Source organism: Sneathiella sp. P13V-1 (assembly GCF_015143595.1).
GTDB lineage: Bacteria > Pseudomonadota > Alphaproteobacteria > Sneathiellales > Sneathiellaceae > Sneathiella.
Window position 1 is genome coordinate 662,779 of record NZ_WYEU01000001.1, and the last position, 22,487, is coordinate 685,265.

Here is a 22,487-nt window from a genome sequence, read left to right on the forward strand (position 1 = left end):
ACGGAATAAAGATATGGAATCGGCCGCAAGCTTGAACCGACTGGAACTTCTGCAAATTGCAGATGCCGTTGCCAGGGAAAAACTGATTGACCGTGACATCGTTCTGGAAGCGATGGAAGAAGCTATCCAGAAAGCAGCCCGCGCAAAATACGGACATGAAAATGATATTCGTGCCCACATTCACCGCGGCACAGGTGAAATTACCCTGATGCGCGCCCGTGAGGTTGTTGAAGAAGTTGAAAATGAAGCGACACAGCTTACCCTTGAAGAAGCGCGTTATGAAAAACCAGACGCTGAAATGGGTGAGACACTTCTGGACCGTCTACCACCTCTGGATCTTGGCCGTATTGCCGCTCAGACTGCAAAACAGGTTATTGTCCAAAAAGTTCGTGAAGCTGAGCGCGAGCGCCAGTATCAGGAATATAAAGATCGCGTCGGCGGTGTCATCAATGGCATCGTCAAACGTGTTGAATATGGCAACGTAACCGTTGACCTTGGCAAAGCAGACGCCGTCGTTCGCCGTGATGAATTGCTGGCCCGTGAAAGTTTCCGTCAGGGCGATCGCATTCGTGCCTATATCTTTGATGTCCGCCGCGAACAGCGCGGACCGCAGATTTTCCTCTCACGCAGCCACCCGCAATTCATGGCAAAACTATTTGAGCAGGAAGTCCCGGAAATCTTTGAAGGCACGATCGAGATCAAGGCTGTTGCCCGCGATCCGGGAAGCCGTGCTAAAATCGCAGTAACCTCTTCGGATCCAAGTATCGATCCGGTGGGTGCCTGTGTTGGTATGCGAGGCTCGCGCGTGCAGGCCGTTGTAAACGAACTGCAGGGCGAAAAAATTGACATCATTCAATGGTCCCCTGATCAGGCAAGCTTCATCGTAAACGCACTGGCACCTGCAGAAGTTGCCAAAGTTGTTCTTGATGAAGATGCAAACCGTATCGAAGTTGTTGTCCCTGATGATCAGCTGTCTCTGGCAATTGGTCGTCGTGGTCAGAATGTGCGTCTGGCAACACAACTTTCCGGTTGGGATATCGACATTCTGACTGAGGAAGAGGAATCTAATCGTCGTCAGGCCGAGTTCACTGAACGCACTAAAGAGTTCATGGAATGCCTCGATGTGGATGAAACCATCGCGCAGCTTCTGGCATCAGAAGGTTTCACATCCGTTGAGGAACTGACTTACGTCGATATCAGTGAAGTATCCACCATCGAAGGTTTCGATGAAGAGTTGGCCGAAGAAATTATCCGCCGCGCTCAGGATTACATCACAGCCATGCACTCTGAAATGGAAGCAAAACGTCAGGAACTTGGTGTGACTGATGACATCGCCGCCATCGAAATCCTGACTCCACCAATGCTTGTTGCACTTGGTGAGGCAGGTGTGAAGGAACTGGATGATCTTGCCGACCTCTCAGGGGATGAGCTGACCAATGGTGAAGACGGTATTCTCCGTAACTTCAACATGGATCTGGACACTGCCAACGAAATGATCATGGCAGCGCGCGCTCATTGGTTTGAAGGTGAAGAAGGCGCTTCTGATGAAGGCGAAAATGCTTCCGACGAGGAAGAGAACGCCTAACGGAAAGCAAATGGTCAAAGATCGAGGGTTGAGTGAACCGGAACGTAGGTGTATAGCCACAGGGCAGGTTTCAAAAAAAACGAACCTGATCAGATTTGTGGTTTCACCAGATGGTGAGTTGACCCTCGACTTGAAAGGTAAATTACCTGGCCGGGGTATTTGGCTCAGTTGCCAGCGAAGTAGTTTGGAAACCGCCCTTAAAAAAGGGTTGTTTTCTCGGGCGGCGCGGCAAAAGGTGAGTGTCCCGGAAGATCTGGAAAGCCGGATCGATGAAGGTCTCAAGGCTCAATGTCTGGGACTTTTGGGTCTGGCGAGACGAAGCGGTGATGCCATCGCGGGATTTGCCAAAGTTGAAGCAAATCTGCGCAAAGGTAAAGCCGGTTTGTTGTTGGCGGCCTCGGACGGGGCGCCGGACGGAAGAAATAAATTGCGATCACTCGCAGGTTCCCTGCCAGTGATTGAGCTATTTGAGAGTAGCGAATTGAGTCAGGCACTGGGCCAGGAAAATGTGGTTCATGCCGTCCTGCCACGGCGGGGATATACAGAGAAGTTTTTGATCGATGCCTCAAAGCTGAGTGGGTTTAGAGGTTTAGATGCTGAAGTGAAAGAACCGGGTCGGAGTAACGATGACTGAAACAAACGACAAGGGCGGGCGTAAATCCTTAAGTCTGAACAAGCCTCTGGAGATGAAAAAAGCTCCGGGTGACAGCGGACAGGTACGTCAAAATATCAGCCACGGTCGCTCCAAGACCGTTCAGGTTGAAGTGCGTAAGAAGCGCGGCGCACCGGCGGGACCGATGAAACCCGCAGTCAGCACAGCAGCTCCTTCTACCGTTGCACCAAAGAAAACACTAAGTGTGTCCAAGAAGTCAGCGGCGAAACCAGCGCAGGGTGGTCAGAACAAAGCGTCTGACAATCAGCTCCTGACGGATAATGAAAAAGCCAACCGTATGGCGGCTCTACAGCTTGCCAAGCAGCAACAGGAAAAAGATGCTGAAGAAGCAGCCGTTCGCGCGCAGGAAGAAGCACGCAAAGCTGCCGAAGAAGCGGAAGCTGCAAAATTGGCTGCGAAAGAAAAACGTCATCAGGAGCGGACGACCAAACGTCGCTCTCCTGAGGAGCGTCGCCGTGCGGAAGAAGAAGAAGCCAAGCGTCTGCTTGAAGAAGCAGAAGCGGCAAAAGAAGCGGAAGCCATTAAACACCGTGAAAAGCAGAAATCTGCACCGCAACCTGCCGAACCCAAAAGAGAACAAAAACCAGCGGCCCGCACACAGCGTCCCGGCCCTGCGCAAACTCAGGAAGAGCCGGATCGTGCCGCAGCCGCCGCTCCTCGCAAGAAAACCAAAGGCAAACCTGCTGGTGGTGGCGAAGAACGCCCATCCCCGAGCCGTAGTCGCGTTGGTGATCAGCGCCGCCGTTCAGGCCGCCTGACCATTGGTGAAGCTCTTGATGATCGCGGACCAAAGCAACGTTCACTCGCTTCCGTTAAGCGTGCCCGTCGCAAGCAGATGGCGCAACCGGAAGAAGCACCGCAGAAAGTTTATCGCGAAGTAACCATTCCTGAAGTGATTTCTGTTCAGGAACTGGCGAACCGTATGACAGAGCGTTCTGTTGACGTGATTAAAGAGTTGATGAAACTTGGTATCATGGCAACAGCGCAGCAGACAATTGACGCGGATACTGCGGAAATCGTTGTAGCTGAACTAGGTCACGCACCTAAACGTGTTGCCGCCTCTGACGTTGAAATTGGTTTGGGTGGCGATGACGCGGACCCAGAAGGTAGCCTGATCCCACGTGCTCCTGTGGTAGCTGTGATGGGTCACGTTGACCATGGTAAGACTTCCTTGCTGGATGCCCTTCGCAAAACCGACGTTGCTGCAGGTGAGGCTGGCGGTATCACTCAGCATATCGGCGCCTATCAGGTTCAGCTGGCCTCTGGTGATCTGATCACCTTCCTGGACACACCTGGTCACGAAGCCTTTACAGCCATGCGTATGCGCAGCGCCAAGGTAACTGATCTTGTGATCCTGGTGGTTGCTGCTGACGATAGCGTTATGCCGCAAACCATTGAAGCCATCAAACACGCAAAAGCAGCGGAAGTACCGATCATTGTCGCGATCAACAAATGCGACAAACCAGGCGCAGACCCGAACAAGGTGCGTCAGGAACTTTTGCAACATGAGATCTTCGTTGAAGACATGGGTGGTGATGTCCTTTCCGTTGAAGTTTCCGCCCTGAAAGGGACGGGTCTTGATAAACTTCAGGAAGCGATCCTTCTGCAATCTGAAATCCTTGAGCTTCGGGCAAACCCCGAGCGCAGCGCGCAGGGTTCCGTTGTGGAAGCCAAGCTGGAAACAGGTCGTGGTATGGTCTCCACGGTTCTTGTTAAACGCGGCACGCTTCGCATTGGCGATAACTTCGTTGCAGGTACTGCCTATGGTAAGGTTCGCGCCCTTCTTGACCACCATGGTCGCCCAACAGAAGAGGCCGGTCCATCTGTTCCTGTTGAGGTTCTGGGTATTCAGGGCACGCCAACAGCCGGTGATGAATTTGTCGTGACCGAGAGCGAAGCACAGGCAAAAGAAATTGCTGAATACCGCCTGCAGGTCGAGAAAGACAAGAAAGTTACTGCAACGGCTCGCGGCAGCATTGAACAGATGTTCTCTGCTATCAAAGAGGGTACTGCGGATGAACTTCCTGTTGTGATCAAGGCTGACGTAAACGGCTCCGCCGAAGCGATCGTCAACTCTCTTGAAAAACTGGCAACAGAAGAAGTGAAGGTAAATGTTCTTTACGCTGGTGTCGGCGGTATTACTGAATCTGATATCGCACTTGCCGCCGCTTCCAATGCCATGGTGATCGCGTTTAACACACGGGCCAACAAGCAGGCGAAAGAGGAAGCTGCGCAACAGGGTGTGGATATCCAGTATTACTCAGTGATCTACAACGTGATCGACGACATCAAAGCGATGCTGTCCGGTATGCTTGCGCCTACCTTGCGTGAAGACTTCCTGGGTTACGCTGAAATCCGTGAAGTCTTTAACATTACCAAAGTTGGTAAGATCGGTGGTTGTATGGTCACTGAGGGCGTTGTGAAACGTGGTGCGAAGGTTCGCCTGCTCCGTGACGATGTTGTAATCCACGAAGGTACGCTTGCCACGCTCAAACGTTTCAAGGATGAAGTGAAGGATGTTAAATCCGGCATGGAATGTGGTATGGCCTTTGAAAATTACCACGATATTCAGGTTGGTGATTTCATCGAATGCTTTGAAGTGGTCGAAGTTGCCCGCGAACTCTGACCTGAAAACGGTAAATACTCGTAATTCTCAAGCGGGAGGGGCGTATGCTTCTCCCGTTTGTCTGTTGTGATCAAGGATAGCCCCATGGCAAACCAAAAACGTTCCAGCAAAACAGCAAGCAAACGTCAACTTCGCGTTGGTGAACAGCTGCGCCATATCATCTCCGAAGTATTGGCGGAAGGTAACATTCACGACCCTGATCTCGTCGGGACTTCAGTGACTGTAACAGAAGTAAATCCAAGTCCGGATATGCGGAATGCAACCGTCTATGTCCTGCCGCTTGGTGGCCTTAACGAAGATATCATTATTAAGGCGCTGAACCGTACATCCGGCTTTATCCAAAGCGAGATGGGCCGCCAGCTCACCATGAAATTCACCCCTCGCCTTTCCTTCAAGAAGGACGAATCCTTTGAGTATGGGGATCACATCGATGCCCTGATCAGGGATATTCATAAAGATGACCCTGAGGAAACCTCAGAAGAAGGCTGATTAACATGGGACGTAAAAGACGCGGTATTCCCATTCACGGCTGGCTCAATATTGACAAGGACGCGGGCCTAAGTTCCGCGGCCGTTGTGGGGGCTGTGCGCCGAATCACCAAAGCGCAAAAAGCGGGCCATGCAGGGACATTGGATCCCTTCGCTACTGGTGTCCTACCCATCGCCTTGGGGGAGGCTACAAAAACAGTTCCCTACCTTGTGGCGGATGAAAAAGAATATGGCTTCACTGCCCGCTTTGGTGAAGCGACCAATACGGATGATATTGAAGGAGAGATATGCGAGACCTCTGATCATCGTCCGTCAGATTCAGATATTGAAGCGATCCTGCCAAAATTTACTGGAGTGATCACACAGATCCCTCCCGCCTATTCTGCCATCAAAATCAATGGTCAAAGGGCTTACAAACTGGCTCGTGAAGGCGAAGAAGTGGAAATGCCGGAGCGGCAGGTTACAATCCATGATCTGCGCTTTGAAGAACGGGTCGATGAGACCCATGCACGATTCTATGTGAGGTGCTCAAAAGGCACCTATATCCGGGCACTTGCGCGGGATATTGCGATTGCCCTCGGGACAGTGGCACACTTAACACAATTGCGCCGACTTTCAGTGGGGCCTTTTTCTGAAAAAAGTGCGATTTCACTGGATAAACTGGAGCAGCTGTGGCAGTGTCCGGCAGATTTTGAGGACTTGCTTCCATTGACGACCGCGCTGGACGACATCCCGGCGGTGGCCATATCGGAAACTCAGGCAATTCGCGTGAGGCACGGCAATGACGTGGCGGTTTCAAATCACGCAGACGGAATGGTCTGCGCCATGGACGGGGAAGTCCCGCTCGCCATTTGCAAAGTTGAAAATGGCATCGCGTTTCCTGTCCGCGTTTTTAATATTTAGAAATTGGAGTTTACCCGATGTCGATTACTGCTGAGAAAAAAGCGGAACTGATCAAGGAATTTGCAACAAAAGAGGGAGACACCGGTTCTCCTGAAGTACAGATTGCGATCCTGTCAGAACGGATTAGCAACCTTACAGAACATTTCAAAGACCACAAAAAAGACAAGCACTCTCGTCGTGGTCTGCTGGCACTGGTGAGCAAGCGCCGCCGTCTGCTGGACTATCTGAAAGGTAACAGCGAAGAACGCTACCTGGACACAATTAAGCGTCTTGGTATTCGTAAGTAAGCAGCGCTGTGTTGCCCCTATTTCGGGGACATAAAAATCCAACGCCGGAGTAGCTTCGGGGACATCCCCACGGCTTCCGGCGTTCGGTGATTCTGGAGTTCGCTCCAGAGGCAAGTAAGAGATTGGAATTTTCAGCAACACATAGGGTGTTGTCTATACGCGTGCGGACATAGGGTCCAAGCGCCTTGGAAGGAAGAAAAATGTTTGAAGTACATCGCAAGGAAGTGATGTGGGGCGGCCGTCCGCTCGTAATGGAAACAGGGAAAATCGCGCGCCAGGCTGATGGTGCTGTATTGATTACCTATGGCGGTACACAGATCCTGTGTACAGCAGTTGCTGCAAAAGCAGAAAAGCCGGGACAGGATTTCTTCCCGCTTACAGTAAACTATCAGGAAAAGGCGTATGCTGCGGGTAAAATCCCAGGCGGCTTCTTCAAACGCGAAGGACGTCCAACCGAAAAAGAAACTCTTGTCTCCCGCTTGATTGACCGTCCACTGCGTCCATCTTTCGTCAGCGGCTTCAAGAACGAAACACAAATCATTTGTACAGTGCTGGCACATGATCTGGAAAATGATCCAGACGTGATCGCCCTGATCGGCGCATCCGCGGCTCTGACAATTTCCGGTATTCCATTCCTTGGCCCAGTTGGTGCGGCCCGTGTTGGTGTAATCGACGGCGAATATGTCCTCAACCCAACAATGGAACAGATGGAAAATACAGATCTGGATCTGGTTATCGCAGGTACAGGCGAAGCGGTTCTGATGATTGAATCAGAAGCAAACGAACTGTCCGAAGAAAAAATGCTCGGCGCTGTCATGTATGGCCACGAACAGTATCAGGCGGTTATCGATGCCATCATCGACCTGGCAGAGGCTTGTGCAAAAGAGCCTTGGGACTATCAGCCAGCTGAAGTTGATGCTGACCTTGCTGCACGCGTAAAAGCAGCTGCAGAAGCTGGTCTGTCCGAAGCCTACAAAGAGCAGGTTAAACAGACACGTGTTGAAAAAGTAAATGCTGCAAAAGAAGCCGCACTTGCAACACTGGAAGAAGATGAAGTTGAAGCCGCTGCTGGTATCTTGAAAAAGATCGAAAAGCAGATTGTTCGCGGCAACATCATTTCAACAGGCACACGTATCGATGGCCGTGACACAAAAACTGTCCGTCCGATTGTTGCTGAAGTTGGCTCTCTGCCTCGCAGCCACGGCTCTTCCCTGTTCACACGCGGTGAAACACAGGCTCTTGTTGTGACAACATTGGGTACTGGTCAGGATGAGCAGATCGTTGATGCGCTTGAAGGCGAATATCGCGAAAACTTCATGCTGCACTACAACTTCCCTCCATATTCTGTAGGTGAAGCAGGTCGTGTGGGCTTTACAGGTCGTCGCGAAGTTGGTCACGGTAAATTGGCATGGCGTGCGGTTCACCCACTTCTGCCAACGAAAGAAGAGTTCCCTTACACATTGCGTGTTGTTTCTGAAGTTACAGAATCAAACGGCTCCTCTTCCATGGCAACCGTTTGCGGTACCTCTCTGTCCCTGATGGATGCCGGTGTTCCTCTGAAACGTCCAGTTGCGGGTATCGCGATGGGTCTGATTTTGGAAGAAGACGGTCAGTTTGCAGTTCTTTCTGACATTCTGGGCGATGAAGATCATCTGGGTGACATGGACTTTAAGGTGGCGGGTACTGAAGAAGGTATCACGTCCCTGCAGATGGACATTAAGATCTCAGGTATCACAGAAGAAATTATGCGTCAGGCACTTGCTCAGGCAACTGAAGGCCGTCTGCATATTCTGGGTGAAATGGCAAAAGCCATTGATGCTGCCCGTGACGGTGTTCGTGATGGTGCCCCACGCATCACACAGATGACCGTTGCCAAAGACAAAATCCGCGACATCATTGGTACTGGCGGTAAAGTTATTCGCGAAATTTGCGAAACAACTGGCGCCAAGATCGATATCGATGATGACGGTACTGTTAAAGTTGCGGCCACATCTACAGAAGCAGCGGATGCCGCTGTAAACTGGATTAAATCCATTGTGGATGATCCGGAAGTTGGCCAGATCTACAACGGTAAAGTCGTAAAAGTTGTCGACTTTGGTGCTTTCGTGAATTTCTTCGGAAACCGTGACGGCCTGGTTCATATTTCTGAACTGGCACCGAAACGCGTTGCAAAAGTAACCGACATTGTAAATGAAGGTGACGAAGTTCGCGTTAAAGTCCTGGAAATTGACAACCGCGGCAAAGTTCGTTTGTCCATCAAGGCGGTTCAGGCCGAAGAAGGTGGATCTGACGAAGGCGAAGCTTCCGACGATTGATGATCTGCAGGGACGGATGAAAATCCGTCCCTGTCATTACAGGCATCTTGATGCTATGGTTAAGTCTCTATATGTCTTAGTCAGGGCATGAATTAAAAGTATTAGGGATTATCCGGTGAAATCACTCAACTCCATCGTAATGTCCGGGAAAGAAGTTCTTCCCCTCATCGAAGGCGGAAAAGGCATTGCCGTCTCTTCCGGTCAAAGTTCTGGCGCATGGGCGGCCGCTGGCGGTATCGCGACCTTTTCCGGGGTAAATGCAGACAGTTATGACGAAAATGGTGATGTGATCCCGCAAACCTATTCTGGTCGGACTCGTCGGGACCGCCACGAAGAACTGGTCGCTTACGGGATCCAGGGTGGTATCACCCAGGCCCAAATCTCTCATGATCTAGCAGGTGGCCAAGGTGCCATCCATATGAATGTTCTTTGGGAAATGGGCGGGGCTGAGCGCATTCTGCATGGTGTGCTGGAAGGCGCAAAAGGCCTGATCGACGGCATCACTTGTGGTGCGGGAATGCCATACCGCGTCGCCCAGATTGCCGCTGACTACAAAGTTCACTATTACCCAATTATTTCCTCTGCCCGCGCGTTTCGCGCCCTCTGGAAACGTGCCTATCACAAGTTTTCAGACTGGCTTGGCGGAGTTGTGTACGAAGATCCATGGCTAGCAGGTGGTCATAACGGTCTTAGCAATTCTGAAGATCCACTTCAGCCACAAGACCCTTACCCACGTATTGTGGAGTTACGGACCCTGATGAATTCCGTTGGCTTGGAAAACACACCTATTATTATGGCAGGTGGTGTGTGGGCTCTGGAAGAATGGGAACATTGGCTGGATAACCCGGAAGTTGGTCCGATTGCCTTCCAGTTTGGCACGCGCCCGCTTCTGACAAAAGAAAGCCCGATTTCCGACGCCTGGAAACAGAAACTTCTGACCCTGAATGAGGGCGATGTTTTCCTCAATAAATTCAGCCCAACAGGCTTTTATTCCTCTGCTGTTCGAAACGAATTTCTACAAGAGTTGAAAGCACGGTCTGACCGTCAGGTAGCATTTTCCACAGAACCTGTGGGTGAGCATACTGAGGCCTTTAGCATGGGCGCACGTAAACGCGAGGTTTTCCTGACACCAGCTGACAGGGAAAATGCTGAAAATTGGGTGGCGGAAGGTTATACCGAAGCCATGAAAACTCCTGATTCAACAATGATCTTTGTGGACAAGCCAAAAATGGCTGAAATTCGCAAAGACCAAGTGGATTGCATGGGTTGCCTTTCACATTGCAGTTTCTCTAACTGGGCTGAAGGTGAAAAGGGTAATACTGGTCGCAAAGCAGATCCACGCAGCTTCTGTATTCAGAAAACATTGCAGGACGCGATCCACACATCTGACATCAACCACAATTTGATGTTTGCGGGCCACGCTGCGTATCGTTTTGCAACAGATCCGTTCTATGCAAACGGCAATATTCCAACTGTTAAAGAGCTTGTTGACCGGATCATGACCGGTAAATAAAGCAGCTTTTCTCTCGCAGATTTGAATTATTCCAGCTTTTACACTATATAAGGTTGGAATAATTTTTCTGTGAGCGTTGTGTGATGACCGATTATCCCGCCAGAAAAGACGACCATCTGTCTTTACAAAAAGTGTTGGAATTGAAAATTCGTGATGCGGATTTACGTCCAACACGTCAGCGCCTTGCCTTGGCAGCCCTTCTGTTTGCTGAGGGAAATCGCCATATCACCGCAGAAATGTTGCATGGTGAAGCTATTGATGCCGGCGTGAAAATCTCACTTGCCACTATTTATAACAATCTGCATCAATTTACCGACGCCGGCCTTCTTCGTGAAGTTGTAGTCGATACGACCCGTTCCTATTTCGACACAAATGTCACGCCCCATCACCACTTCTTCCATGAAGAAGAGCTTCGCCTTCAAGACATCCCTGCGGGTGAGATTAAGCTGGAGAAACTTCCAGATCTTCCAGAAGGCTATGAGATATCTGACGTGGATGTCATAGTCAGACTTTCAAAGAAAAGAACCTGAAGCACGGCTAATAGTTGTTTAGAAAAATTCTAAACTATTGACTCCCTCCTCATATAAGCTAAATTTTATTTAGGGAAAAATGTTGTGTGGCATTTCCTGCCCACGCAGAGCTAGAGGAGGATGCAATGAGCCTAAAAGGAACTCAGACCGAACAGAATTTAAAAGACGCCTTTGCCGGAGAATCTCAGGCAAACCGCCGGTACTTGTATTTCGCGCAAAAAGCGGACGTTGAGGGGTATAATGATGTTTCAACAGTCTTCCGCTCCACCGCGGAAGGGGAAACAGGTCATGCCCACGGCCATTTGGAATATCTGGAAGAAGCGGGTGATCCTGCGACAGGAATGCCTATTGGCACAACATCCGACAATCTGAAAGCGGCCATTGCCGGGGAGACACATGAATATACGGATATGTATCCGGGAATGGCCAAAACCGCCCGCGAGGAAGGTTTTGATGAAATTGCCGATTGGTTCGAAACTTTGGCAAAAGCTGAAAAAAGTCATGCTGGACGCTTCCAGAAGGCCTTGGACGAACTTGACTAGAACGTCCGGCATTTGAGAGGCATTTCCTCGGAGATGCCTCTCCTAAATCTCATAACTAATTAATGGACGGGCAACATGAGAGAAGGCAGCTTAGATGCCCCGACAAGGCATCCTATCGACTGGAACAATCCGGAATTTTACGACGAAGCCCTCCTCGACGAGGAGTTACGGCGCGTCTTTGACATCTGTCATGGTTGTAGACGTTGCTTCAACTTATGCGATTCATTCCCACGCCTATTCGACCTAGTGGATGAAGCACCGTCAGAGGAATTGGATACGGTCGATTCTAAAGACTTTAAGTCGGTTGTTGATGCCTGCACATTATGTGACATGTGTTTCCTGACGAAATGCCCATACGTACCGCCCCATGAGTTTAATCTGGATTTCCCACATCTCATGCTACGCTACCGGGCTGTTGAGAAATCAAAAGGCGAAGATAAATTTATTCCCCGCCAACTTTCAAAAACAGACCGTAACGGAAATCTGGCGAAACATGTCGCCCCCATCGCAAATTGGGCAAGCAGCCGTGAGAATGGCGTGACCCGGGGTGTTATGGAAGCCACCTTGGGTATCCATAAAGACGCGGCTCTTCCCAAATATCATTCTAAAACTCTTGAACAACTGGCCGCAGAGAACGCGCTTACCGTCAATAAAGACGCTCCTGCCTACGGCCGAAAGGTAGCCATTTACGCCACCTGTTTTGGCAACTTCAACAATCCCGACATCGGCGAGGCAACCCGCAAAGTCCTTGCCCAAAACGGGGTTGAAAGTGAGGTTGTCTATCCTGGCTGCTGCGGAATGCCATTGCTGGAACAGGGAGATATCGCAAGCGTTGCAGAAAATGCCAAATCGGTTTCCACAGAACTGTGCCAGTGGATCGACAAAGGCTATGACATTATCGCGCTCGTCTCCTCTTGCGCGTTGATGTTAAAGTTTGAATGGCCCCTCATCGTGCCAAATCACGGAATGGTCGAAAAACTATCCCAAAATACTTTTGATGTGAGCGAATATATTGTTGATATCGCCAAAAAAGAAGGCATTGCAGAAGGGTTGGAGCCTTTGGACGGGCCCGTTTCCATGCATCTTGCCTGCCATGCGCGCGCGCAAAATATGGGGGCGAAAGGCGCGGAAATGCTGCGGTTGATCCCAAAAACCCGCGTCGCCATTGTGGAGCGTTGTTCAGGTCATGGTGGATCCTGGGGTATTATGAAAGAAAATTTCGAAACCGCCCTTAAAGTCGGTAAAGTTGCAGCTTCCAACGCGTTAAAATCTGGCGCGCCTCATATTGCTTCTGAATGTCCCCTTGCGGCAGACCATCTATTGCAGGGAATTGAAAAACAGGATGCCGAAGCGGCAAAATCAAGAACGGCCCATCATCCCATTCAACTCTTGGCCAAAGCTTATGGCCTCTAAGCGGAGCGTAGAATGAGTACCCCCAAGCGTGAGATCACTCGTCAGGATATTCTTGATATCGACGACTATATTAAAATCAGGAAAGAGAAGAAGACCGAACTGCTTGAGGTCAAGAAAAACCGCCGCGTTCCCATTGGTCCCTACACGACTTTATATTTTGAAAATTACGACACTATGTGGTCGCAAATTCACGAAATGCTCTATATCGAGCGGGGTGGTGAAGAGCAGATTGCAGATGAGCTTAGCGCCTATGATCCTCTCGTACCCAAAGGGAGTGAGCTTGTGGCGACCTTTATGATCGAAATAAACGACCCGGTCATGCGCGCCCGGGAACTCTTGCGCCTGACAAATATTGAAGAGAAAATCTATCTCTCTCTGGGTGGTCACAAGGTTTATGCAGTTCCAGAAGATGACGTGGAACGCACAACAGAAGATGGTAAGACATCCTCCATCCATTTCTTGCGTTTCCCACTAGGATCTGACGACATGTCGGCTCTCAGATCCCCTGATAGTGACGTAATGGCGGGGATTGAGCATGAAAATTACGGTCATGTGGCGATCTTGAACAACGCAACGAAAGAAGCTTTAGCGAAAGATCTCTGACCTTAACGAACCTTCTCGTTTTCAAGAACCCCATAGAAATGTGAGGTCAGCATCCAGCCTTCATTGCCAGCGATATCGACCTTGCACCATGGCCCATCACATTCCAGAAGGCGCCCCTGCACACCCGGTTCCGCAAGCAAAAGAACCGCGCTTTTCTTTTCCCGGTCCTCATACATCGGGCGCCTCTTTCCAGTCACCAGAATGGTCCGGCGGTTCGACAGCAGGCTTTTGTGGATCCAACCCGTGGCCCCATCCACATCCCGCACCTGACGCCAATGTTCATATTCTGCAATCACTTCCAACGGCCAGCCGCTTCGCACGAACACCCAGGAAATGGGATAACGTTTACCCGGCCCAACCCGCACATTGACCTCGTCGGATGACAAGGAGACAAAACGCGGGACTTTTCCGGCAGCTTGCGAAGACGGTATTTGGGCAAGGCCTGTAAAAAAGACCGAAACCAAGGCCAATGCGACACATTTTTTGAAAAAGGTTCTGAACAAGCTCTGCCCCGCCCATGATTTTATTGATGTGAATTGTCCATCTTTATGCCAACTGGACCATATGATGGTCAAGACAGCAAAAAAAGTAAGCCAAAGCGCAAGCCGCTAATTGTCTCGGCGCGAGTGATCTGCTAGATATCTAAAGCGATTAAACGCTAGAAAATGCCCCGAACAGAGAGGCCAGTATGTCAGAGTCGTCCAAGAAGAAACCTATTGTTGTTGTTACGCGCAAACTTCCTGATGCGGTTGAAACCCGTATGATGGAGCTGTTTGACACGCGCTTGAATCATGACGACACGCCCATGACGCAAGCCGAGCTTGTTGAAGCGGTGAAAATTGCCGACGTTCTGGTCCCAACGGTAACCGACAAAATTGATCTGGGTGTTCTAAGTCAGGCCAACCCGAACCTGAAACTGATCGCAAGTTTCGGTACAGGTGTTGACCATATTGATCTGGACACCGCCCGTCAGCGTGGCATCACTGTGACAAACACCCCGGGTGTTCTAACCGAAGATACAGCGGACATGACAATGGCCCTGATTATGGCTGTACCGCGCCGCCTCACCGAAGGCGAACGCCTGATGCGCAGCGGCGATTGGGAAGGCTGGTCACCAACGGGGATGCTCGGTCACCGGATCTGGGGCAAGCGCCTTGGTATTGTGGGTATGGGCCGGATTGGTCAGGCAGTTGCCCGCCGTGCTAAAGCCTTTGGTCTGTCCATCCACTATCATAACCGTAACCGTGTAAATTCAGATGTTGAAGGTGAACTGGAAGCCACTTACTGGCAGAGCCTGGATCAGATGCTGGCCCGTATGGATATCATTTCCATCAACTGCCCGCACACACCCGGCACATTCCACCTTCTGAACGCCCGTCGTCTGAAGCTGATGCAGAAGCATTCCTATATCGTCAACACTTCCCGTGGTGAAGTGGTGGATGAAAACGCACTGACACGCATGTTGATGAACGGTGATCTTGCCGGTGCTGGCCTTGACGTGTTTGAAAAAGAACCTGCGGTTAATCCGAAGCTTCTGAAACTGGATAATGTTATCCTTCTGCCGCATATGGGCTCGGCCACAATTGAAGGCCGGATCGATATGGGCTCCAAGGTTATTATCAACATTAAGACATTTGTTGACGGCCACACCCCACCTGACCGGGTGCTGGCAGCCATGCTCTAATCACAAGGCCCGCAAATGCGGGCCTTTTTTCCATCATGATACAAATCACTCCCCACATATTTATTCACGAAGATGAATTGATCGAAACCTTCGTTCGATCCTCCGGCCCTGGAGGGCAGAATGTGAACAAGGTAGAAACGGCGGTCCAACTGCGCTTTGACGCAAAGGGCAGTCCAAATCTGCCGCGCCCGGTATTCTACCGCCTTCAAAAACTGGCGGGTCAGCGAATGACCAAGGACGGTGTCCTTATCATTAATGCCAGTGAATACCGCACACAGGATCGCAATCGTAAAGCCGCGCAGGACAGGCTGATCACCCTTATTCAACAAGCAACCATCGTCCCCAAAAAACGCCGCCCGACAAAACCAACCTTCGCCAGTAAACAAAAGCGTTTGAAACAGAAATCCGAACGGAGTGAGGTCAAAAAGGGGCGTGGACGCATTTCAAGGTCAGATTATTAGTAGTTCCTTTAGTTGATAATTTATTCAAAGTTAATTCGAACTTAACAGATCTAACGTTATATTCGGTTTTACTCTCAGATTCTCTGTGAAAGTAAGAAATGTATTTTGTCCTTTTCAAGAATGTTCTTTTGATACTTTTCGCCTTTGTTTTTTTGGGGGCAAGAACAGTCATCGCAGAGTCAAATAAGGAGAAAATTGCCCTCGTATATGCCAATAAATGGGCACCTATTTCCGCGGGCGACGAAGAACAGGTTAAGGGAATCCTGCCTGATTTGATGCATGAAATTCTACACATACGCATGGGTCTTGATATTTCCCATTTGGGAAGGCCTTGGGGCCGGGCTCAACAGGATGTCGAAAGCGGAATTGCGGACGGTTTTATAACAACACCGACCAGTGCCAGGAAAATATACTCAAACCAATCAGAGCAAGATGTGCTCTACATACCTTTTCAGGCTTTTGTCCGAGCGAATAGTGAGGCCGAAGTCAGCCTTAAAGAAGGTAAGGCTTTGGATAAACTCCAGAATACGACCTTTTGTGATGTTCTTGGCAACAATTGGGCAGTGGAGTTTTACGGCGCAAGAAACATTGATTATCTGACCGTTCCGTCAATCGATATCTGCCTGAAAATGCTCGATAAAGAACGCGCAGATGTTATCATTCACGCAAGCCCTGTTACGCAGCTTTTTATCAAGAAACTAAAGCTGACAGATAGAATATCTATGATCCCGCATGTCTACAAAGAGAGTCCGAGATTTCCCCTCCTCATTTCCAAAAAATCAAACCTCGACCCAGAATTCTTGGACCATTTTGACAGCACGGTCTCTGAAATGAAGGATACGGGAGAATATGATCGGCTGCTCAATAACCTGATAAAACGGAACCTGGATCTCTTCTAGGCTGAATTGAGCGAACTCACTATTTCTAATTCGCTTGCAATACTCCCCTGAAAATAGTGAGATCAGGATCGGTCGTGGGCGCGTCCATCTGGAATTAAATCAATGCAAGACAACAACATTGCGAGAGCTATCTCCCTGACCACACTTGCCATGTTGGCTTTTGCGGCAAATTCTGTCCTTTGCCGCCTTGCCCTTGCAGATAGCACAATAGACGCAGCCAGCTTTACCGCTGTTCGAACACTGTCAGGAGCAATAATTCTGCTGGTACTTTTTAGTTTTTCCGCTCAAGCACGCAAGACGCCAGCTCCCTTTAAACCCCGTATTTTCCAGATAATAAGCCTCATCGGCTACATGGTTTTCTTCTCGTTTGCCTATAACACTCTTGCAGCAGGTACTGGTGCCCTCATCCTGTTTGGTGCTGTTCAAATCACCATGTTTATGATCGCCCTAAAGCAAGGGGAGCATTTCCCGCCCCTCGCCTGGGCGGGGCTCGTTCTAGCCATTGGTGGCCTTGTCTATCTTGTCTCTCCGGGGTTGAGCGCGCCTGATCCGGTAGGTGCTGTTCTCATGGCAATTGCAGGGGTATCTTGGGGCGTTTATTCACTGCTTGGACGCGGCACGGGTAACCCGCTTCAGTCCACCATGTCCAATTTTCTATATGCTGCACCTGTGACCATCCTTTTAGTTTTGATCATGATGGAAGACCTGCACGTCACCCCCTTTGGGATGATAATGGCTATTCTATCAGGTGCTCTTGCGTCCGGATGCGGATATGCCATTTGGTATGCCGCATTGAAAGGACTTACGGCTAGCCGCGCCGCAACAGTTCAACTTACCGTTCCGGCCATTGCGGCCATCGGCGGTGCGTTTTTGTTATCCGAAGATATTACTTTCCGCCTTGCCATTGCTGGTATCGTTACATTAGGGGGTGTCGGGATCGTCCTTAGCCAGAAAATGAAGGCCTGATCCCGACTAACCTTATCCAGCTGCTGCCAAATCCCCTTTTTGGTATTTCACCCGATAGAACAACGCAAATAGTACCGGCACAACAATGAGTGTCAGGACAGTGGCGAAGCCAAGACCGAACATGATGGTCACCGCGAGCGGCGCAAAGAAAGCATCGGTGAGCAGCGGGATCAATCCAAGCACCGTTGTAATGGCCGCCAATGTCACGGGACGCAGACGACTTACCGCAGCGCGAAGGATCGCCTCTTTCATTTCCGTCTGCTCTTCTTCCACAAGGCGTTTAATTTCTTCCACGAGAACGATCCCATTTTTCAGCAACATTCCTGACAGGCTGAGGAAACCAAGCAAGGCTGTAAAACTGAACGGCTGGTTTAATAGAAGAAGACCAGAGCTCACCCCGATGATGGAAAGCGGCACAGTCAGCCACACCACAAGGGTTTGACGAACGGAGTTGAATAACAGAACCGTAATGGCCACCATCGCCAACACGCCAATAGGCACAAATTCAAACACGGCTTTGTTGGCATCTTGTTGGGCTTCATATTCACCGCCCCATTCAAGACGGTACCCCGGTGGCAATTCCAGCGCCTCAACCTTCTTACTGAGCTGATTGTAAAGTTCGAACGAGTTCACCCCGCTGTTTGGATCAGGATCCGCCCAGATCTGCACGGTCCGTTTCCGGTCCCGCCGCATAATCAACGGATCTTCCCAGCCCACATCAATTCGGCTCACCACATCGTTGATGTTGACGTAGGTACTAAGCGCCGGACTGAAGATCTGGATGTCTTCCAGCTGCTGCACTTCTTTACGATCCTCAAGCGGAGGCTGGATCAGGATCGGAAGCAATGTAGACCCTTCACGATACAGCGCCACCTGAACACCCGACACATTCATACGAATGGCATTATTAAGATCCGTTTTAGAAATCCCCAAGCGACGAGCTTCTGCTTCCAAAAAGCGCGGATGTAGAACCTTCGCCCGCTCCCGCCAGTCATGGCGTACATTGATGGCATTGGGATTATCCAAAAACAGGTTACGCACCTGATCTGCAATCTCCCGAAGTTTGGCACTGTCCGGCCCACTTATGCGGGCCTCAATTTTCGCTTTGGTCGCGGGACCGATAAAGATCCGATCCGATTTTGAGAAGGCCTGCGGGGCTTCCTCTTTCAGGATTTTCTCTACCCACTCGCGGGTCGGCTGCACTTTGTCGTAAGAAGAAACTTCAATGATATATTGACCGTAACTCGCATAGTTTTTTTCTAATGCGTATGTCAGCATAAAGCGTTCCGCACCGCGGCCCACTGTTGTGGTCACTTTTTTCACATCCGGGTTTTCAAGGATCCGTTTTTCAAATTTCTCCATATCCGCGGAAGTACTTCTGATGTCTGAACCTTCCGGCAGCCAGTAATCGACAGTAAAGACAGGCAATGTGGAAGGTGGGAAGAAGGCTTGGCTCACAAAGGTAAAGCCATAAATGGCACCAGCAAGGCCACCGATCATCACAATTGTAGACAACCATCTGAACCTCAGCGTGATAAACAGAAATCCTTTATAGGCACGGTAAAAGACACCTTTGTAAGGGTCAATTTCTTCAGCTCCCTCTTCCTGCGCGTCTCCTTCTTTAAACATCATGCTCGCAAAGAAAGGGGTTAAGGTAATCGCCATCACCCAACTGATCATGAGGGAGAAGAGCAAGACCCAGAACAAAGACCCGGTAAACTCACCGGAGGCATCAGGGGACAATCCAATGGGCGCAAAAGCCGTTACAGAAATCACGGTTGCACCCAGCAAAGGCCATTTCGTCTGGGAGACAATAAGTTTTGCTGCCTCTACCCGGTTTAGGCCGCGTTTGATACCGATAAGGATCCCTTCGGCCACCACAATGGCGTTATCCACCAGCATCCCCAGCGCAATGATCAGCGCCCCCAATGAAATACGGTGCAGATCAATGGCAAATAACTTCATGGCAATAAAGGTCGCCAGGATCGTGATCAGCAGAACAAGGCTCATCAGGATACCGGAACGCAACCCCATAGAGACAAGTAGAACCACAATCACAATGGCAATGGCTTGACCCAGACTGATCACAAAATCACTGACGGATTGGTCCACTTGCGCAGGCTGATCATAAATCACGCCGATTTCCATGCCGATAGGACGCGCATATTCCAGCGCTTCCAGCCGTTCATTAACGGCCTGACCGACTTCAACAACGTTCACACCGGTTGAAAAGGACACACCCAATGTAAGAGCGGCTTCACCGTTGAAGCGATAAATATGGGACGGGGGATCCGAATATGTACGCTTCACATCTGCAACGTCAGACAGATAAATGATCTTACCATTGGCCTGACCCAACATCAGATCACGAAGCTCACCTACACCGCTTCTGTCCTCAGCGCTTTCAATACGGATATATTCACTACCGACAAGGATATTGCCGGCATCACTCACCAAATTCTGATTCTGCAACAAAGACGCCAGCATGGAAACCGACATGTTAAGCGCTGTCAATTTCGCACGGTTTACTTCCAGGACGATTTGTTCCGTCCGGCGACCACCCACGGCAACCTTGCCAACTCCCTCCACAAGAACCAACTCACGGCGAATATAATCCACATAATCAGCAAGCTCCTCATAGGAATATCCGGGCCCGGTCACCGCCATAAAGACGCCATACACGTCGCCAAAATCATCATTGATGATCGGGGCGTTTGCCCCCGGTGGAAGCCTTCCTTCCATATCCCGGATTTTGCGGCGCATTTCATCCCAGATCTGGGCAAGATCCGCTTTACGGTAGATGCTTTTCATCTCTACCTCTACCTGGGAACGGCCTGCAGAAGATATGGATTTGATATTGTCCACATATGGAAGTTGCTGCAGTGCGTTCTCAATGGGCAGCGTGACTTCCTCTTCCACCTCAACCGGGGATGCCCCAGGGTATGACGTGACGATCACAGACTGTTTAATCGTAAATTCCGGATCTTCAAGGCGCCCAAGTCCCAAAAAGGCAAGTATACCGCCGCCGATCAGGATCAGCGTGATCATCCAACTGACGGTCGTGCGTTTGATGGAATATTCTGTAAGGTCCATTTCTACACCCCGCCTTAAAGGCCACGTTCTTTAGGAAGGGCGCGGACGGTCTGACCTTCGCGAAGATAATCTACACCCGCAGCAATCACGCGGTTACCTTCAATCAACCCTTGTGAAATGAGCAACTGATCCCCTTCGATCCGCTTCACAGCAACCCGCGTTTTGGTCACCGTATTGTCCGACTTCACAAGCCAGACCCATGTTCCGCCATCTTTCTCAAACACGGCCTCTACAGGGACGCTGAGATCATTTTTCTGCTCTCCGATGATTTGGCTGACATCCACGATCACATTCACACTCATACCCGGCAGCGCGGTCAGGCCTGTCGGGATCGGCATGCTGACAACAACACGGAAAGACCGGGTCGACGCATCGGGGAGTGTTTCATGTTCCTTGTAATAGGCTTCAAATACCTGATCGGGGACAGAATCAAACTTCACATGAACAAGGCCACCATTGGTGTTGCCTTCATTGACCCGAACCAGAAGGTCTTCCGGTACATTGAAGGCTACATCGATATTCTGGTTCCCTTGAAAAAGGACAATGGTCTGTTTTGCCTGAACATTTTCGAAATTTTCAACAAGAATGCGGCTGACGATACCATCATAAGGGGCCACAAGACGCGTATATTGCAAATCATCCCTTGCCTGTTTTAACGCTGCTTTCGCTCCTTCAAAATTTGTGCGGGCAATATCGAGCGTCGATTTGGAGACGTGATTTTTCTTTTGGAGCTGCTGACGACGCTCCAGCTCAATCCGGGTGAGATCATATGTCGCCTTCCGGTCCGCCAAAACATTCTGATAGCGGGCGTCATCAAGACGGGCGATCAAATCTCCTTGTTTCAGTTCCTGCCCGGCCCGAACGGGCAGATCATTAATCGGGCCACTGACACGAAATGCCAGTTCTGATTTTCGGCTCGCTTCAGTGATACCAGGGAACACCTTGGTCAAAATTCCAGAACCGGCACCCACTTCAATAATCTTCGCCGGCCGGATGATGTTGGGTTTAACTTCTGCCTCTTTGTCACCGTCCTCAAGGCACGCTGACAAAAGAACCACCAAAGGTAACAATAAAAGGCTTTTTAGCGCCAGCTTCGTTGAAACACGTCTACTCATCGTTTCACTCCATCCGGGGGCGTCTGCCCACTGAAACTTATTTGAAGAGGGTCGTTTATATACTTATACATACATCCGTGTATGTATATTTAATCACATTTCACATATTAAGTTTCTTGATATTACAAATTGATTGATATTTAGTTTGGGCATGGCCAGGAAAACCAAAGAAGAAGCAGAGAAAACCTATCACGCGCTTTTAAGCGCTGCCGCAGAGATGTTCACATCGCTGGGGGTGGAGGCCTGTACACTAAACGCCATTGCAGAAAAAGCTGGGGTAACGCGCGGGGCCTTTTACTGGCATTTCAAAAACAAGGAAGACATCCTAAAAGGCCTTTGGCTGACTTACACGAAACCCGCTTTGACCGAAAATCGTGAGAAAATCCTGACCGCACCCTCTGAAGATAAGCTCAAGACACTCTATCAGTGCCTGATTGATATTCTACACCGCATAGAGAAGGATACCGAACTTGGGCAGGTCTTCTCCATTATTTTGGGAAACTCGGAACTCACTATCAGGAACCCAGATGTGAAAGCCTTCTTCGATGAAGAAAGAAGCATGTTTCGCGAAACTATAGAACATGCGTTTGAGGCTGAGCGGAATATTGGAAATCTACCCGAGAATACCAATATCCATATCTCTGCCACTGGATTGGTTTGTCTGGTTTCCGGTATGGTGAGCGAGTTCTTTACCGGCTTTGAAGATGTCAGTCTAACAAAGCATGGGCAGATTTATCTCGATACTTATTTCAAAGGCCTGGGCTTGAAAATTCCCACCTAACATTTACTGA

20 protein-coding genes are annotated in these 22,487 nt (G+C 49.9%); 17 read left to right on the plus strand and 3 right to left on the minus strand.

Going from position 1 to position 22,487, the window contains the following annotated elements:
* The first annotated feature begins 13 nt into the window (after nucleotides 1–13).
* From nusA to GUA87_RS03400, 12 genes are all read left to right on the plus strand, one after another.
* The gene (nusA, locus tag GUA87_RS03345; protein ID WP_193715092.1) at nucleotides 14–1,585 is read left to right on the plus strand and encodes a transcription termination factor NusA; all 1,572 of its coding nucleotides are present in this window, start codon (nucleotides 14–16) and stop codon (nucleotides 1,583–1,585) included.
* Nucleotides 1,586–1,595: 10 nt separating this feature from the next.
* Nucleotides 1,596–2,219 carry an RNA-binding protein gene (locus GUA87_RS03350; RefSeq protein ID WP_193715093.1) on the plus strand — a complete coding sequence of 208 codons (624 nt, stop codon included), beginning with the start codon at nucleotides 1,596–1,598 and terminating at the stop codon, nucleotides 2,217–2,219.
* Nucleotides 2,212–4,884 (plus strand): translation initiation factor IF-2, encoded by a 2,673-nt coding sequence (infB, locus tag GUA87_RS03355; RefSeq protein ID WP_193715094.1) that lies wholly within the window; start codon nucleotides 2,212–2,214, stop codon nucleotides 4,882–4,884. Before GUA87_RS03350 ends, infB begins: the two co-directional genes overlap by 8 nt.
* An 84-nt stretch (nucleotides 4,885–4,968) precedes the next feature.
* Nucleotides 4,969–5,373, plus strand: a complete 405-nt coding sequence (gene rbfA, locus GUA87_RS03360) for a 30S ribosome-binding factor RbfA (protein ID WP_193715095.1) — start codon at nucleotides 4,969–4,971, stop codon at nucleotides 5,371–5,373.
* 5 nt (nucleotides 5,374–5,378) lie between these two features.
* A complete protein-coding gene (gene truB, locus GUA87_RS03365; RefSeq protein ID WP_193715096.1) occupies nucleotides 5,379–6,275 on the plus strand; it encodes a tRNA pseudouridine(55) synthase TruB in 897 nt (298 codons plus the stop codon).
* A 17-nt stretch (nucleotides 6,276–6,292) separates the two neighbouring features.
* Entirely contained in the window at nucleotides 6,293–6,562 is a 270-nt protein-coding gene (gene rpsO / locus GUA87_RS03370) for a 30S ribosomal protein S15 (RefSeq protein WP_193715097.1), read from the plus strand.
* A 200-nt stretch (nucleotides 6,563–6,762) separates the two neighbouring features.
* Nucleotides 6,763–8,877 (plus strand): polyribonucleotide nucleotidyltransferase, encoded by a 2,115-nt coding sequence (pnp, locus tag GUA87_RS03375; protein WP_193715098.1) that lies wholly within the window; start codon nucleotides 6,763–6,765, stop codon nucleotides 8,875–8,877.
* 115 nt (nucleotides 8,878–8,992) lie between these two features.
* Nucleotides 8,993–10,390, plus strand: coding sequence for an NAD(P)H-dependent flavin oxidoreductase (locus GUA87_RS03380; RefSeq protein ID WP_193715099.1), 1,398 nt, complete (start codon nucleotides 8,993–8,995; stop codon nucleotides 10,388–10,390).
* An 83-nt stretch (nucleotides 10,391–10,473) separates the two neighbouring features.
* Nucleotides 10,474–10,920 carry an iron response transcriptional regulator IrrA gene (gene irrA, locus GUA87_RS03385; RefSeq protein WP_193715100.1) on the plus strand — a complete coding sequence of 149 codons (447 nt, stop codon included), beginning with the start codon at nucleotides 10,474–10,476 and terminating at the stop codon, nucleotides 10,918–10,920.
* Nucleotides 10,921–11,045: 125 nt separating this feature from the next.
* Nucleotides 11,046–11,462, plus strand: a complete 417-nt coding sequence (locus tag GUA87_RS03390; RefSeq protein ID WP_193715101.1) for a rubrerythrin family protein — start codon at nucleotides 11,046–11,048, stop codon at nucleotides 11,460–11,462.
* 75 nt (nucleotides 11,463–11,537) lie between these two features.
* The gene (locus GUA87_RS03395) at nucleotides 11,538–12,875 is read left to right on the plus strand and encodes a heterodisulfide reductase-related iron-sulfur binding cluster (RefSeq protein WP_193715102.1); all 1,338 of its coding nucleotides are present in this window, start codon (nucleotides 11,538–11,540) and stop codon (nucleotides 12,873–12,875) included.
* Nucleotides 12,876–12,887: 12 nt separating this feature from the next.
* On the plus strand, nucleotides 12,888–13,478 hold the full coding sequence (locus GUA87_RS03400) for a DUF3501 family protein (RefSeq protein ID WP_193715103.1): 591 nt from the start codon (nucleotides 12,888–12,890) through the stop codon (nucleotides 13,476–13,478).
* A gap of 2 nt (nucleotides 13,479–13,480) precedes the next feature.
* On the opposite strand, the gene GUA87_RS03405 is transcribed toward GUA87_RS03400, so the two are convergent.
* Nucleotides 13,481–13,981, minus strand: a complete 501-nt coding sequence (locus tag GUA87_RS03405) for an SH3 domain-containing protein (protein WP_193715104.1) — start codon at nucleotides 13,979–13,981, stop codon at nucleotides 13,481–13,483.
* A gap of 185 nt (nucleotides 13,982–14,166) precedes the next feature.
* Between GUA87_RS03405 and GUA87_RS03410 the strand changes: the two genes are divergently transcribed.
* From GUA87_RS03410 to GUA87_RS03425, 4 genes are all read left to right on the plus strand, one after another.
* Nucleotides 14,167–15,162: a 2-hydroxyacid dehydrogenase gene (locus GUA87_RS03410; protein ID WP_193715105.1), complete on the plus strand. Its 996-nt coding sequence runs from the start codon at nucleotides 14,167–14,169 to the stop codon at nucleotides 15,160–15,162.
* 35 nt (nucleotides 15,163–15,197) lie between these two features.
* On the plus strand, nucleotides 15,198–15,623 hold the full coding sequence (arfB, locus tag GUA87_RS03415) for an alternative ribosome rescue aminoacyl-tRNA hydrolase ArfB (protein WP_193715106.1): 426 nt from the start codon (nucleotides 15,198–15,200) through the stop codon (nucleotides 15,621–15,623).
* Nucleotides 15,624–15,721: 98 nt separating this feature from the next.
* On the plus strand, nucleotides 15,722–16,522 hold the full coding sequence (locus GUA87_RS03420) for a substrate-binding periplasmic protein (RefSeq protein ID WP_193715107.1): 801 nt from the start codon (nucleotides 15,722–15,724) through the stop codon (nucleotides 16,520–16,522).
* 102 nt (nucleotides 16,523–16,624) lie between these two features.
* Entirely contained in the window at nucleotides 16,625–17,488 is an 864-nt protein-coding gene (locus GUA87_RS03425) for a DMT family transporter (protein ID WP_193715108.1), read from the plus strand.
* Between the two features lie 12 nt (nucleotides 17,489–17,500).
* Here the strand turns inward: GUA87_RS03425 and GUA87_RS03430 are convergent, their stop codons facing one another.
* Both GUA87_RS03430 and GUA87_RS03435 read right to left on the minus strand, forming a co-directional pair.
* Nucleotides 17,501–20,581 carry an efflux RND transporter permease subunit gene (locus GUA87_RS03430; RefSeq protein WP_193715109.1) on the minus strand — a complete coding sequence of 1,027 codons (3,081 nt, stop codon included), beginning with the start codon at nucleotides 20,579–20,581 and terminating at the stop codon, nucleotides 17,501–17,503.
* Between the two features lie 14 nt (nucleotides 20,582–20,595).
* Complete coding sequence (locus GUA87_RS03435) at nucleotides 20,596–21,696, minus strand: efflux RND transporter periplasmic adaptor subunit (protein WP_193715110.1); 1,101 nt, start codon at nucleotides 21,694–21,696, stop codon at nucleotides 20,596–20,598.
* Between the two features lie 151 nt (nucleotides 21,697–21,847).
* Between GUA87_RS03435 and GUA87_RS03440 the strand changes: the two genes are divergently transcribed.
* Nucleotides 21,848–22,477, plus strand: a complete 630-nt coding sequence (locus GUA87_RS03440) for a TetR family transcriptional regulator (protein ID WP_193715111.1) — start codon at nucleotides 21,848–21,850, stop codon at nucleotides 22,475–22,477.
* Nucleotides 22,478–22,487: the final 10 nt, after the last annotated feature.

Excerpts from the sequence above, each read along its gene's own strand:
- nusA (WP_193715092.1), top strand. The coding sequence starts at position 14 with ATGGAATCGGCCGCAAGCTTGAACCGACTGGAACTTCTGCAAATTGCA.
- rpsO (WP_193715097.1), top strand. The coding sequence starts at position 6,293 with ATGTCGATTACTGCTGAGAAAAAAGCGGAACTGATCAAGGAATTTGCA.
- rbfA (WP_193715095.1), top strand. The coding sequence starts at position 4,969 with ATGGCAAACCAAAAACGTTCCAGCAAAACAGCAAGCAAACGTCAACTT.
- GUA87_RS03425 (WP_193715108.1), top strand. The coding sequence starts at position 16,625 with ATGCAAGACAACAACATTGCGAGAGCTATCTCCCTGACCACACTTGCC.
- GUA87_RS03395 (WP_193715102.1), top strand. The coding sequence starts at position 11,538 with ATGAGAGAAGGCAGCTTAGATGCCCCGACAAGGCATCCTATCGACTGG.
- GUA87_RS03420 (WP_193715107.1), top strand. The coding sequence starts at position 15,722 with ATGTATTTTGTCCTTTTCAAGAATGTTCTTTTGATACTTTTCGCCTTT.
- GUA87_RS03410 (WP_193715105.1), top strand. The coding sequence starts at position 14,167 with ATGTCAGAGTCGTCCAAGAAGAAACCTATTGTTGTTGTTACGCGCAAA.
- infB (WP_193715094.1), top strand. The coding sequence starts at position 2,212 with ATGACTGAAACAAACGACAAGGGCGGGCGTAAATCCTTAAGTCTGAAC.
- irrA (WP_193715100.1), top strand. The coding sequence starts at position 10,474 with ATGACCGATTATCCCGCCAGAAAAGACGACCATCTGTCTTTACAAAAA.
- GUA87_RS03350 (WP_193715093.1), top strand. The coding sequence starts at position 1,596 with ATGGTCAAAGATCGAGGGTTGAGTGAACCGGAACGTAGGTGTATAGCC.
- arfB (WP_193715106.1), top strand. The coding sequence starts at position 15,198 with ATGATACAAATCACTCCCCACATATTTATTCACGAAGATGAATTGATC.
- GUA87_RS03400 (WP_193715103.1), top strand. The coding sequence starts at position 12,888 with ATGAGTACCCCCAAGCGTGAGATCACTCGTCAGGATATTCTTGATATC.
- truB (WP_193715096.1), top strand. The coding sequence starts at position 5,379 with ATGGGACGTAAAAGACGCGGTATTCCCATTCACGGCTGGCTCAATATT.
- GUA87_RS03430 (WP_193715109.1), bottom strand. The coding sequence starts at position 20,581 with ATGGACCTTACAGAATATTCCATCAAACGCACGACCGTCAGTTGGATG.
- pnp (WP_193715098.1), top strand. The coding sequence starts at position 6,763 with ATGTTTGAAGTACATCGCAAGGAAGTGATGTGGGGCGGCCGTCCGCTC.
- GUA87_RS03390 (WP_193715101.1), top strand. The coding sequence starts at position 11,046 with ATGAGCCTAAAAGGAACTCAGACCGAACAGAATTTAAAAGACGCCTTT.
- GUA87_RS03435 (WP_193715110.1), bottom strand. The coding sequence starts at position 21,696 with ATGAGTAGACGTGTTTCAACGAAGCTGGCGCTAAAAAGCCTTTTATTG.
- GUA87_RS03440 (WP_193715111.1), top strand. The coding sequence starts at position 21,848 with ATGGCCAGGAAAACCAAAGAAGAAGCAGAGAAAACCTATCACGCGCTT.